Origin of the sequence: Streptomyces sp. NPDC006207 (genome assembly GCF_040613835.1) — a bacterium.
Taxonomy (GTDB): Bacteria; Actinomycetota; Actinomycetes; order Streptomycetales; family Streptomycetaceae; genus Actinacidiphila.
Window position 1 is genome coordinate 1 of record NZ_JBEXSX010000046.1, and the last position, 12,153, is coordinate 12,153.

General features: G+C 72.9%; 9 protein-coding genes and 3 pseudogenes. 2 read left to right on the top strand and 10 right to left on the bottom strand.

From position 1 onward, the window contains the following. The 8 genes and pseudogenes from ABZ312_RS30385 to ABZ312_RS30420 all read right to left on the bottom strand — a co-directional run. Nucleotides 1-204 (bottom strand): annotated as a pseudogene (locus ABZ312_RS30385) (ABC transporter substrate-binding protein); the annotation flags it as partial. A gap of 378 nt (nucleotides 205-582) precedes the next feature. Further along, on the bottom strand, nucleotides 583-3,531 hold the full coding sequence (locus tag ABZ312_RS30390; RefSeq protein WP_500439177.1) for a M14 family metallopeptidase: 2,949 nt from the start codon (nucleotides 3,529-3,531) through the stop codon (nucleotides 583-585). A gap of 240 nt (nucleotides 3,532-3,771) precedes the next feature. Beyond that, nucleotides 3,772-4,359 (bottom strand): annotated as a pseudogene (locus tag ABZ312_RS30395) (TetR/AcrR family transcriptional regulator); the annotation flags it as partial. 64 nt (nucleotides 4,360-4,423) lie between these two features. After that, nucleotides 4,424-5,341, bottom strand: coding sequence for a hypothetical protein (locus ABZ312_RS30400; RefSeq protein ID WP_500439178.1), 918 nt, complete (start codon nucleotides 5,339-5,341; stop codon nucleotides 4,424-4,426). Then, nucleotides 5,338-5,826, bottom strand: a complete 489-nt coding sequence (locus ABZ312_RS30405; RefSeq protein WP_500323702.1) for a hypothetical protein — start codon at nucleotides 5,824-5,826, stop codon at nucleotides 5,338-5,340. The genes ABZ312_RS30400 and ABZ312_RS30405 overlap by 4 nt, the downstream gene beginning before the upstream one ends. Nucleotides 5,827-5,829: 3 nt before the next feature. Further along, a complete protein-coding gene (locus ABZ312_RS30410; protein WP_500439179.1) occupies nucleotides 5,830-6,159 on the bottom strand; it encodes a nucleotide disphospho-sugar-binding domain-containing protein in 330 nt (109 codons plus the stop codon). Further along, nucleotides 6,156-6,971 (bottom strand): glycosyltransferase, encoded by an 816-nt coding sequence (locus ABZ312_RS30415; RefSeq protein WP_500439180.1) that lies wholly within the window; start codon nucleotides 6,969-6,971, stop codon nucleotides 6,156-6,158. The genes ABZ312_RS30410 and ABZ312_RS30415 overlap by 4 nt, the downstream gene beginning before the upstream one ends. A 125-nt stretch (nucleotides 6,972-7,096) precedes the next feature. Next, nucleotides 7,097-7,582 carry a MarR family winged helix-turn-helix transcriptional regulator gene (locus ABZ312_RS30420; RefSeq protein ID WP_500323700.1) on the bottom strand — a complete coding sequence of 162 codons (486 nt, stop codon included), beginning with the start codon at nucleotides 7,580-7,582 and terminating at the stop codon, nucleotides 7,097-7,099. A 132-nt stretch (nucleotides 7,583-7,714) separates the two neighbouring features. Here ABZ312_RS30420 and ABZ312_RS30425 point away from each other — a divergent pair, with 132 nt between their 5' ends. Next, the gene (locus ABZ312_RS30425; RefSeq protein WP_500323699.1) at nucleotides 7,715-8,221 is read left to right on the top strand and encodes a signal peptidase II; all 507 of its coding nucleotides are present in this window, start codon (nucleotides 7,715-7,717) and stop codon (nucleotides 8,219-8,221) included. Between the two features lie 300 nt (nucleotides 8,222-8,521). Continuing rightward, nucleotides 8,522-10,489, top strand: coding sequence for an FUSC family protein (locus ABZ312_RS30430; RefSeq protein WP_500439181.1), 1,968 nt, complete (start codon nucleotides 8,522-8,524; stop codon nucleotides 10,487-10,489). On the opposite strand, the gene ABZ312_RS30435 is transcribed toward ABZ312_RS30430, so the two are convergent. Beyond that, the gene (locus ABZ312_RS30435) at nucleotides 10,469-11,635 is read right to left on the bottom strand and encodes a phytoene desaturase family protein (protein WP_500439182.1); all 1,167 of its coding nucleotides are present in this window, start codon (nucleotides 11,633-11,635) and stop codon (nucleotides 10,469-10,471) included. The two genes, ABZ312_RS30430 and ABZ312_RS30435, sit on opposite strands and share 21 nt — an antisense overlap. Before the next feature lie 175 nt (nucleotides 11,636-11,810). Next, a pseudogene (locus tag ABZ312_RS30440) lies at nucleotides 11,811-12,116 on the bottom strand (FAD-dependent oxidoreductase); the annotation flags it as partial. Nucleotides 12,117-12,153 lie beyond the last annotated feature (37 nt).

Sequence of the window (12,153 nt, forward strand, 5' to 3'; positions counted from 1 at the left end):
CTGGAAGACGTTGTTGAACACGATCCAGGAGCCGACGTCGTAACCGGCGGCCGGATCGACCGCCGTCACCTTGTCCGTGATCCCCATCGTGAGGGACTTCCCGGAGGCCTCGCCGTCCGACCCTCCCGAACCGCAGCCGGCGACCACGACCGCCGTCAAGGTCGCGGAGAGCGGGAGCGCCAGTCGCTGGACTCGATTCCTCACAAGACTTCCCTCACTACTTTTTGGTGAACCTATCCCTGCTCACGCTCATACAGAAGGAATTTCCGGATTCGCGCCAGCCGGCTCCTCATCCTGCCAGGCCCACCGACGGTTCCCGAACCCGGGGTGACCAGCCCGAACGGCGGCAGGCGGTGGCGCGTTCGGATCGCGGGCCGTCAATCCCGGACGACACACGTGCAGCAGCCACTTACTAAGCGTTCGCTTTTTGCTTCCGAATTGCCGCGCAATGGCTCGATCATGGATATCGCCCGCACCGCGTGCCGACGAAGCAAAAGGCGGCCCGTACCCACAGGGGGGGTACGGGCCGCCTGGTTCAGCGACCGGCGTCCGCCACGCTCGGTCCTGGAGGACGCCCGGGCGTCATCGGCGGAGTGCCTTGAGTGCCTGACGGACCAGTGTCGCGCGGTCGGACGCCGAGGTGACGTGCTCGAGCCCGAAGCCGAGCAGCACGGTGTCGTCCGTGGTGACGGCGCCCTGCGTCAGCGGGCCGGTGCGCACCCAGTCGCGCTGGGCCGGCGGGCTGCCCGCGGGCGGGCCGGTGACGGTCCAGGGGCCGAGGGAGGTCTCGAAGCCCTCGGTCTCGGTGACCGCGCCGCCGATGACCAGCGAGGTCTCGTCGGCCTGGACGCCCTGGCCGCCGGAGCCCGGGTCGGTGACGTAGCTGAGCGAGACCTCGACCTTCTTGCCCGCGTAGGCGCTCAGGTCGAAGTTCACCGGCTGCCAGCCCTGGGACGCGCCCGTGAAGCTGTTCCAGGCGCCCGAGGTGCCGGTCGCCGTGCAGCCGTCCGCGCCCGGGGTCAGGTAGTGCGTCAGCCACGGGTGCTCGCCGATGTAGAACCCGGCCTCGCACTCGGTGGGCACGGTGGTGCTGGTGGCGCCGCCCGCCTCGGGGAGGGTGGTCCAGTCGTCCGCTCCGACGGTGTGCGCCTCCAGGATCGCGTTGTCGTAGCCGGGTTCGGTGCTCCACAGCAGGCGGGAGCGGAGTGTGGGCGAGTCGGCCGCGCTCACGCCGGTGAGGTCGATCGTCCGGGTGAGCCGGTTGTAGGCGTCGTCGGTGTGGACGGCGGCCGCCATGTACGAGCCCGCGTAGGGCGCGTCCGAGCCGACGGACCCGGTGTAGCGGCCGGCTCCCTTGCTCGCGAACTTCGGGAAGGTGGCGGGTGCCAGCCAGTCGGATGTCACCCGGTAGGTGCCCGCGGTGTCCAGCGGGTTGCCGGTGGCGGCACCGAGCGGACCGGTGAAGCCGGCCAGTGCGCCCGTGCCGCCGAAGCCGGTGGCCCCGGTGGTCGACGTGCGCGAGTACGCGCCCAGGTAGTACTGGCTGAAGTCGTTCGAGGGGGTGCCGTCGGCCAGGGCCACGTTGCCGCCCGCCCGTTCGCCCGCCTCGATCAGCTTGCCGCCCTCGTTGAGGTAGGCGCGCAGTTCGAGCTGGGTGGGGTTGCCCGGCAGGGCCGCGCCCGTGTAGTGCACGACGGTGCGGAAGTGCGCGAGGACCCCGAGCGCGTCGGGCGCGCCTTGGGTGGCGACGTCCCACACCGCCGCGCGGTGGCCGTTCGCCTTCAGGGCGTCGACGTACGCCTTGGTCTGCGTGGCGGGTGCGCCTTCCTCGGCGACGACGAGGGTGTCGGCCGAGGGACGGGCGGCCACGGTGTAGGTGAAGTGGTCGCTGGAGACCTTCTTGCCGCTCCTGGCCCGGGCGGTGAACCACACCTCGACCTTGTCGCCGACGTCCCCGGCGCGGACCTTCGCACGGTATTCGTCGAAGTAGAGGTCGTCCTCACCGCCGTAGGTCTCGCCACCCCGCCAGGAGCGCAGCGCCTCGTCCTTCGTGCGGCCGCCGTTGACGCGGTAGTTGAGCTCCCTGTCGCGCAGCGACTTTCGGGCGACGACCGAGACCTCCTGGTCGTTGCCGCGCGCGTAGGAGGTGGTGAAGGACCCCGGGGTGAAGTCGGCGGCGTCCAGGCCCACGGAGGAGGAGGGGACGTCGGGGTGGGAGGCCGTCTCGGCCACGGAGAGCGCGAACGGGACGTTCTTCTCGAACTCCTGCTCGATCAGCTTCTCGTCGTCGGGGAAGTTGAACCCCGACTGGCAGTCGGAGGCCACCCACTGGTCGTCCGGGTCGATGTCGGACGCGGTCTGGCACGTCGACATCTCGGGCGTGAACATCGCCAGGCCGTTCACGTTGGACGCGTGACCGTCGGCCTCGCCGTTGGTGGTGTACAGCTCGGACGACACCTGCGGGTGGTAGCCGGGGATGGCGGAGTTGTCCGGCGTGCCGGCCAGCGCCTTGTACAGGACGTCGTCGGGGGTGTCCGTGGCCACCTGCCAGCCGACCCCGTAGAGCAGCAGCTCGGCGGCGGAGTGGTAGTTGATGCCGTACGTGAAGTCGATGCGCTTCTGGAACGCGTCCAGCGCCCGCGTCTCCGGCTCGGAGTTCGGGCCGGCACCGCGGTAGGTCTCGCTGGCCGGGTTCGGCGACGAACCCTCGTTGTCGTAGCCCCACTTGTAAGCGAAGTTACGGTTCAGGTCGACGCCGTCGCCCGCGGATATGACGCCGTCGCCGTTGTTGTCCCGCAGGTTCTTGCGCCACAGGCGGGTGTCGTCGCTCTGGAAGGTGTAGTCGTAGCCGTCGGGGTTCGCGGATATCAGGAACCACAGCTCGGTGGAGTCGACGAGCTTCTTGATCCGCTTGTCGGTGCGGTAGTTGTCCAGGTAGTGGTGCATCAGCCGGCGGGTCATCTCCGGCGTGATCCACTCGCGTGCGTGCTGGTTGGACATGTACAGCACGGAGGGCTTCGAGCCGTCCTTGGACTTCGCGGCGTCCTTGGTGACTTTGAGGGCGAGGATGTCCTGCCCGCGCGTGGTCTTGCCGATCGAGACGACCTTCGTCAGCCCGGGGTTCGCGCGGTTGGTGGCGAGGATCTCCTCCTTGATGCCGCCCTTGCCGCTGTAGGGGCGGAACACCTTGTCGGCCGCGTTCTGCACCCGCGCCTCGGCCTTGGCGCCGAGCGTGTGCTCGGTGAGCCGCACGCCCTCGCGCCGCAGTTCCTCCGCCTGATCGCCGGTGAGGTACACCTCGACCGAGGTCGTGCCCTGCGCCGGCGGCCGCTCGCTCAGCTCCTGCGCGTCCTGGCCGGCCTGGAGCAGCAACGGGATCTGGCTCTTCGTCACTTCCGCGCGGTACACCTTGACGGTGTCCGCTCCGGCGGCGGCCGTGCCCGCGTCGCGGGCCTGGGCCATGGGTGCGACGGCCGCACCGGACAGGATGAGGGCACCGACTGCAGCGATCGATAAGGATCTGGTTCTCACGAGCATCCCTTCACGTCGTTCCAGGACAGAGGCGCCAATCCCATAAGAAGTCAGGTCGCCCGTCAAGGTGCCGGGAAAAACGCGCCTCGGGGGTCGGCGTCCCGCGGGAGCGGACATTTCCCTTTGAGCAACGGGAAATTCGGCCGCCATTGCCCGAAGGCCGGGGCGAGGCGTCGGGAGAATTTCGGGATCTCGGTGAACGCGGTTTGTGATAGCCCGGGTGCACGTCGCGAGCACCTGCTACTGGCGGGAATAACTCGTTCCGCGCTCGTGACGCGCCGACACCCCCTGCTGCGGGGCCCGGGGAACGTCGACGGAGAGGGCGAGGGCGAACAGCTTCGTCAGCTCCTCGACGTCCAGTGAGGCCAGCGGTTCCGCCGGGAAGACGTAGCGCAGCATGACCAGGCCGGTCAGTTGGGCGGACACCGAGGACGTGAACATCGGTGACCGCTAGGTCTCCTCTGGGGCGATCCGGCCCATGCACGAGGCGAGGGCCGCTTGGACACGGTCGCGGAGCGTCCTGGCGATCGGCCCGTCCGACATGCCGGTCCGGTACACCGCGACCAGTGCCGGGCGGGTCGACTCGTCCTCCCAGACGGGGAGGAACGTCCGGGCCATCCGCTCCCCCCGGCTCATGGGAGCGGCTTGCGCCTCCTCGGCCGTGGGCCCGTCGAAGAGGGTGGACAGGTCGATGCGGGAGGAAACCGCGTGCCGGAAGAGGGCGTCCTTGCCGTCGAAGAAGGAGCGGATCATCGCGGGGTCCACCTCGGCGCGCCCGGCGATCGCGCGCAACGTGGTGCCCGAGTACCCCTTGGCGGCGAAGAGTTCGAGCGCGGCGTGAGGATCCTGGTCCTGGTGTTGCTCCTCCGGGCACGGCGGCCGGCGCCGTCGCTCATGGCTCCGTCACATGGTGGGCGCGCACGGCCGCGATCACGGTGTCGGCGGTGCGGTCGAGGTGACTGCGGCCTTCGGACGACCGTGCGGTGGGGCTGATGTAGCCGAGCGGTCCGACGTGCGTGGCCGGGTCGAGCCGGTGCACGCTGATCTTTCCGGCACGGCGGGCCCGGTTCCAGCCACTGCCGCGGACCAGCGGCCAACGCTGGGGGAAGATCCAGGTGCCGAGCCTTTCGATGCGGTCGCTCGCGCTCGTCAGCCGGTGCAGGTGCTCGGCATGGGTGAGGTCGTTGGCGCCGTTGTGGAACCCGCCCAGCGTGATCAGCACAAGTGGCGCGTGCAGTTGGGCGTGCAGTTCGTCGACCGCACCAGTGGCGACCTGGGCCCCGCCGCTGTAGCTGAGGAGCACCACGGGGGTGCCGCTGCCGGGCGGGTAGCCGGCGAGCCGGAGCTGGGTGGCGATCTGGCGACCGACGGCCCGGTTGTACAGGGGGCGGTAGCGGTGGTCGGCGGCGACGAAGATCTGCACGACGTTGTGCAGGAACAGCAACAGTGCGACGCGGCGGCGCAGCCACGCCCAGACCGGCCGCTCGGCAAGGGGCTCCGCGAGGGGCGAGTAGGGCTGGACCTGACCCAGTACCCGCAGTTCCGGCGCCCTGGCGATGAGGGCCGCGACGAGCCGGCCGCCGTCACGGGTGTCGCGGACGCGGCGTTTGCCGATGCCGTCCAGGTAGACGAGGTACGCGTCGGGGTGGCCGTCGGGAGCCGCGCCGCGTGCGTAGGGAACGCCGTCCGGGAGTGCGGTGACGGGGGCACGCCAGTGCGCACCGTAGGCCAGCACCTCGTAACGGGCCAGCAGCGCTTCGGCGATCAGCGCCGTGCCGACCGCGAACGCCCACATCAGGTACCCGTTCATGTCTGCGCCTCCAACAGTTCGGTCGTGCTGATCCGCACGACCAGGCGTCGGACGGCCTCGACCGTCACACCCAGCCCGGCCCCCGCGAGGGCCACGCAACCGGCGGCGGCCCACCAGCCCAGGCCGGCGGCGGTGGCGAGCCGGTCGGCCAGCCCGGCCCCGACCCCGAAGAAGAGCAGCAGGTGAAGCATGGGCCCGGGCCAGGGGAACGCGAGGACGCCGGCGAGCAGCAGCGGGGCCGCCAGGCCCGGCGTCCACACCGGTCCGGCGCCCGGCGGTGGAGCGGACAGTGCCAGTTCGGCCAGCGTGGCCGCGCTCTGCGGCCACACCGCGAGCACGGCGGCTTCGATGAGGCCACCGCCGATCAGTGATCCCGCCACGAGGGTGCGCGGCATGCCCGGCCGGCCCACCGCCAGGGGCAGGATGCGCCCGGCGGCTTTGGACACCCCGGCAAAGGCCAGCAGGATCATGGCGGCGAGCGACATGGTTCAGCCTCGCCCCCGCACGTGGGCGTGGACCGGTGACCGGTCGGCGGAACCCGCGGCCCGCAGGTACCGCTCGAGTGCGTCGGCCGCACCCAGGTGTCCGCCGGCCGCCCGCTGGGCGGTCCGCAGGGCGGCCGCGGCAGCCCTGAAGCGGGGGTCCTGGACGAGGCGTCCCGCCCGGGCACGTACCGCGTTCTCGGTGACCTCCCGGGTGGGGATCGACAGTCCGGCGCCAAGTTCCTCGACGCGACGGGCCACCATCGGCTGGTCGGCTCCCTGTGGGACCACGAGCATCGGAACCCCGGCGTACAGGGCCTCGTTGACGCTGTTCATCCGCCGTGGGTGACGAACAGCGCGGAGCGGGCCAGCACCTCGGGTTGCGGGACGAAGGGACGGACGAGCACGTTGGACGGCAACGGGCCCAGCGCGACGGGGTCGGTGCGTCCGGCGGAGACGACGGCGGTGCCCCCCAGTGCCGCCAGCGCGGTGGCGAGGGTGCGCAGCAGGTGCGGGTCGGCGTTGAACACCGTGCCCAGCGACGCGTACACCACGGGGTCCCGCAGCCGGTCGGTGGGGAAGGTGGGGTCGGCCGGGCGGGCGCCGATGCTGGGACCGACGAACCAGTAGGTCCCGTCGAAGCGTTCGGCCTGGGGCTGGAACGCGCGTGAGGTGAAAACGAGGTTGAGCGGCTGGCGGAGGTTGCCCAGGTCGATCGGGGGCAGTCCGTGGGTGTCGTAGTGGTGGCGCAGGTCCTGGCGTGACCGCAGATAGCCCCGGACGCCGCGTGGGTGGGCCGCCGCGGCGGTCAGCAGGTCCCAGGAGCCGCGGGTGGGGCTCGGCACGTCCCGGTTGAACGCGAAGGTGGTGAACGACGAGGCGGCGGGCACGCCGAGTTCACGGGCGGCGACCGCGCCCCACAGGCAGGCGTTGTCGTGGACGATCAGGTGCGGCCGGATGCGGCGCAGTTCGGCGAGCACCGCGGGCAGCAGGCCGACGGCACTACGGGCGAGCCCCTCCAGCAACGTGACTGATGTCGGCGGATCGGGGAGCGGCTGCTCGCCGCCGGGGTAGAGGTACACCTCGGCGCCGGCGGCCTCGATCTCCTCACGGAACCCGGCCGTTACACCTACGACGGTATCACTCAATACCGTCTCGTGTGCGACTAATGCTGACCATGTCTCGCCGCCGGCGCCGGCACCATCCGCGGGGGAACGACGAGAGCCGCGTGGCGGGCGCACCACACGGCTGGACGGTCTTCGCTACGACAGGCTTACGCCTCGCCACCTTCGGGATAGGCGAACCGGGTCAGCAGGTCCTTCAACCGCTCGGGCTCACCGGGAGCCAGTTCGGCGACCAGATGCTCGGCCAGGGGCACCGCCGCCACGTGGGCCGCGTCGAACAGCTCGACGCCGGCGGGCGTGATCTCCACCGCCCGCACCCTCCTGTCCCCCGGAACGCCTTTGCGCACGGCGAGCCCCTTGCGCTCCAGGTCGTCCACGACCCGCATGATCCCCGCCTTGTCCGACCCGGTCGCCGCGGCCAGGTCCCGCTGCACCGTGGGTCCGCGGTCGACCAGCACCATCAGCACCGCGAAGTGCCGCACCTCGATGCCGAGCGGCCGGAGCGCCTCCCCCATCACCGCGCCCGCGCGCCAGTGCGCGCGGCGCAGCAGCAGCCCCAGGGCGAACGGGGAGGTGTCCCCGGGTCGGTCGGTCGCACGCGGGGCGCTGGTTCCACGAGGGGCGTCGGCAGTCATGTACGCACATTACCAGCCATCTGCTCGTTCGAGACCGTATCGAGTGATACCGAACCCCGCTCCGGGCGCCCGCCGCGCCGCCGGAGGCTGCGCGTACGCTCGGTGCAGTCACCAGCGATCAGGAGGTGGGCGGTGCGGCGGGCGTATCTGCTGTGGACGGTTGCGGCGGCCGGATTCGCCGTGGACCAGGTCACGAAGGCGATCGCCGCGGTGGTCGTCGAGGGCCACGAACCACGGCACGCCCTGGGTGGCACGGTGACCTTCACCGCCTTCCGGAACTCCGGGGCGGCCGGCTCCTTCGCTCCCCGCGCGACCCTGGTCTTCACCCTCGTGGCGGTCGTCGCGCTCGTGGCCATCGCGCGGGTCGCCGGCTCCGTACGCTCCACGGGCTGGGCGGTCGGCCTCGGGCTGATCTTCGCGGGTGCCGGCGGGAACCTCGCCGACCGCGTCTTCCGCACCCCCGGGTTCGGCCGGGGAGCCGTGCTGGACTTCATCCAGATCGGCGATTCCGGGATCTTCAACCTCGCCGATCAGTGCATCACGGCCGGCGCCGTGATCGTCCTCATCCAGGCCTTCCGCGGCGTCCCGCTGCGTGCCGCCGTCACGGGCGGCGTCGGGGGCCAGGCGCTGGAGCGGTAGCGGCGACGGGGCGCGGCCCGTCACGCCGTCAGCTGGATCTCCTCACCGGAGTCATCACCCGCATCAGGGCCCAGGGCCCGTACAACACCCCCGAGCCGGCGAGCTACTACGGCGACGGGCGGGGCTACACCGACTACCCGGCCCTCGTCTGACCCCGCCCGCGTGCCGCCTCACCGGCGGCCCGCCGCAGCCGGACGCGCCGGGCGGCTCCCTCCCCGGGACACGCCGGGCGCTCTGGTAGGACTCGTCCCACGGCGCGGGCGGGCACGGGTTCCATCGCCGTTCGGACGTTCGGAGGCCATGAGGTTGCCCCACTTCTCGGCCGGCCGTGCCGGTGGCCTCCTGCACGACGCCCTGCGCCCCGGCGGCGGGCCCGGCTACCGGTACGCCGCCGGGCTGCGCGCCGCGGTGAGCATGGGCATCCCCCTGACCGCCGGGGCCGCCACGGGCCACCTGTCGTGGGGGCTGACCGCCACCATGGGTGCCTTCACCGCCGTCTACGGTGCGAAGGAGCCCTACGGCCGGCGGGCGGTGCTCCTGGCCGGGGTGGCCGCAGGGTTCGTACTCTCCGTCGCCGCCGGGTCGCTGGCCGGGGGCAGGACCTGGCTCGCGCCCGTCGTGATCGGCCTCGTCGGCGCGGTCGCCACCTACGTCTGCGACGCGCTGCGGATCGGGCCACCGGGTGGCTACCTGTTCGCCCTCGCCTGCGCCATGTCCACCCCCCTGCCCGTCGACGCGGCGGCAATCGGGCAGCGGGTCACGCTCACCGTGGCCGGTGCCACCTGCGCCTGGCTGGTCTCGATGTCGGGATGCCTGATCGACCGCCACGGGCCGGAGACCACGGCGGTCGCCGACGCCTACGACCAGCTCGCCGCCTACCTCGACGCGATCGGCGGCCCCCGCCAGGACGCCGCCCAGCACCAGGCGGCCCTCGCACTGCGCACCGCCTGGTACGCCGTCGCGGCGCCGCCCCAGCCCCTGGGCCGGGCGACCGGGCGGGCACGGCTGCGACCGGCCGTGCGGCAGGCCCACCACGTGTTCGCCGCCGCCGTCCGCGCCGCCGCCACGTCCCCTGCGCCGCTCCCCGGCGACCTCGCCGCAGCGCTGCGCCGCACCGCCGGCTGCCTCCGCCACCGGCGTACGCCCCCGCCGCCCCCGGCCCACGGGCCCGGCGGGGAGCCGGCCGCGCGTCGCGCGGTGCGCGGCGAGGTCGAGCAGGCGGTACGCGATGCCGCGTCGGGGGCGCCGCCGGACGGCGAGGGGGAACTCCTCGACCCGTCCAGCGCCACACGGCTGCTCGCCTCGGCCAGGAAGCGGCACTCGCTGGTCCTGCCCGCCGCGCTGCGCGTCGGATCGGGCGCCGTCATCGCGGGCTGGCTCGCCCACGCGTGCGGACTCGCGCAGCCCTACTGGGCCTCCGGCGCCGCCATCGTCGTCCTGCAGGGCGCCAACGTCACCACCGTGATCCGGCGCGGTCTGCAACGCGGCACCGGCACCGCCGCCGGGGTCCTGCTCGGCGGCGCCGTCCTGGCCCTCCACCCCGGCCCGCCCGCGCTGGTCGCGGCCGTGATGCTCGCCCAGTTCGCCGCGGAAGCCGTCCTGGCCCACAACTACGCCCTCGGCGTCGCCTTCATCACCCCCCTGTCGCTGTTCCTGACCGAGGCCGCGCAGCCGGCGTTGCCCGTGAGCCAACTCGTCACCGCCCGCCTCCTCGACACGGTGTGCGGTTGTGCGGTCGGCGTGGCCGCGGGGCTCACGCTCTGGCGGCGCACCTCGACCGTCCGGCTCCCCAGCGCCCTCGCCCACGTCATCCGTGCGGAAGGCACGACCTGGCACCTGAACCTCAGCGCGGGCGACGACGCCGGGCACAGCGCCGCCGCGAGGGCCCGGCACCGCCTGCGCACCGACCTGATCAACCTCCGGGCGGTCGCCGACAGCGCCGCCGGCGACCGCCCCGCCCCCTGCGAACTCGCCCGGCTCTGGCCCGCCATCGCCGCCACTCAGCAACTCGGCTACCTGGCCATCTCCACCACCCGCCCGCTGCCCCCGCAAGCGCGGCCCGGCCCCGACGACGCCGCCCGCGTCCAGCGTGCCTTCGACGCCCTCGCCGCCTCGGCCGCCACCGTCACCCCGCCCCCGCCCCTCGACCTGCCCCGCCTTCCGGGACCGGCCCGCCTGGACGCCGCTCTGCACGGCCTCCACAGCGCCCTGAGCACACCGCAGGCCGAGGAGTGCGGCTGCCGGCCGCTACGGCGCGGGCACCGCTGAGTCAGTACGGGCACGGCGGTGTCCCACCCGCCGCCGGGCGTCCTTCAGCACCCGGCGGGCGGCGAGCAGGCCCGACGTGGCGTTGTTCCCCGCGCCCGGCCAGGTCGCGGCACCGGTCAGGTACAGGCCGGGGACCGCCGTGCGGTATCCGCCGTGCCCGGGCATCGGCCGGAACAGGAAGTTCTGCGCCAGATGGTGGCTGCCCCCGGTGCTGTCCCCGCCCACCAGGTTGGGATCGGCCGCTTCCAGGTCCTGCGGGGTGTACGCGGTGACGTGGGCGATCCGCGCCCGGCTGCCGGGCGCGTAGCGCTCCAGCTTGTCCAGCACCCGGTCCGTCATCGCCTCGGCGACGTCCGGCCAGTGGGTCTGCCGGATCGTGCCCGCCGCGTCACCACGGATGCGGGTGGGCATCGTCCGGACCTGGATCCACACGACGTGGCGGCCCGCGGGGGCGCGTGTCGGGTCCACGGCCGAGGTCTGCCCGACGATCAGCAGGGGGTCCGCGGGCAGCAGCCCCGCCTGGGACTCGGTGTAGGTGCGCGCCAAGTCGTCGACGTACGGCGCGACATGGACGTACCCGAAACCGGCCAGCTCCTCCCCCGCCGCCCACGGCAGCCGGCCGTCGAGCGCGAGGTGCAGCATCAGCGTGCCCGGGCCGTACAGGAAGCGGTCCGCCGTACGGCGCACCCGCTCCGGCACGTCCTCGGGTTCCAGCAGGTGCCGGTACAGCGCGGCCGGAGCGGTGTTGGCGATCACCGCGCGCCGTGCGGTGATCGTGCCGCCCTCCGCCGTACGCACCCCGACGGCCCGTCCGTCACGGCACAGCACGCGCTCGACCTCGACACCGGTGCGGACCTCGCCGCCGTGGTCGACGAGGACCGCCGCGAGCGCCTGCGGCAGCCGCTGCGCGCCGCCCTCGACGACCGACATGCCGTTCTCCATGTCCGCGAAGAGTTCCAGGAGGGGGAACATCGCTCCTCCGGACACGTCGGGGGCGAAGTCCAGGTGCATGCCCCAGCAGGCCGCCATCGCCTGCGCCTCGGGCGTGGCGAACCAGACCCCGCCCAGCTCGCGGGTGCTCATGAGCAGCGTGTGCGCGAGGTCGCCCGCGCCCCGCACGCCGTGGTGGCGCAGCAGGCTCAGCACCTGGCGTGCCGCCGACCGCGACGGCAGCGCGGATCCGTAGAGCGCGAACAGGTACGGCGCGAAACGCTGATACTCGCGGTACAGGCCGGCGAAGCCGTCGGCGTCCCCCGGCGTCGTGGGCCGCGAGCTGCTCCATCGTGCGCGCGCAGTCGCCGTACACCCGGACGCTGCGGCCCTCGGGGAAGACGTTGGCGTAGGGGCGGTCCGTGGTGCGGAACCGCAGCCCGTGGCGCGCCAGTTCGGTGCCGAAGTCGGCGTACGCCCGGGAGCCGAGGAAGAGGTTCTGGTTGGTGGAGTACAGGTCGTGCACGAACCCGGGCAGCGTCACCTCGCCACCGGCGATCGCACCGCCCACGGCGGCGTTGCGCTCCAGCACGGCCACCGACCAGCCCGCCCGCGCCAGGTACAGGGCCGCCACCAGGCCGTTGTGGCCGCCCCCGACGACGACCGCGTCGTAGTCGCGGGAGCCGGCGGCCGTCATCGCCCCGCCCTCGCGCCGCGTATCCTCTCGCTTCGCC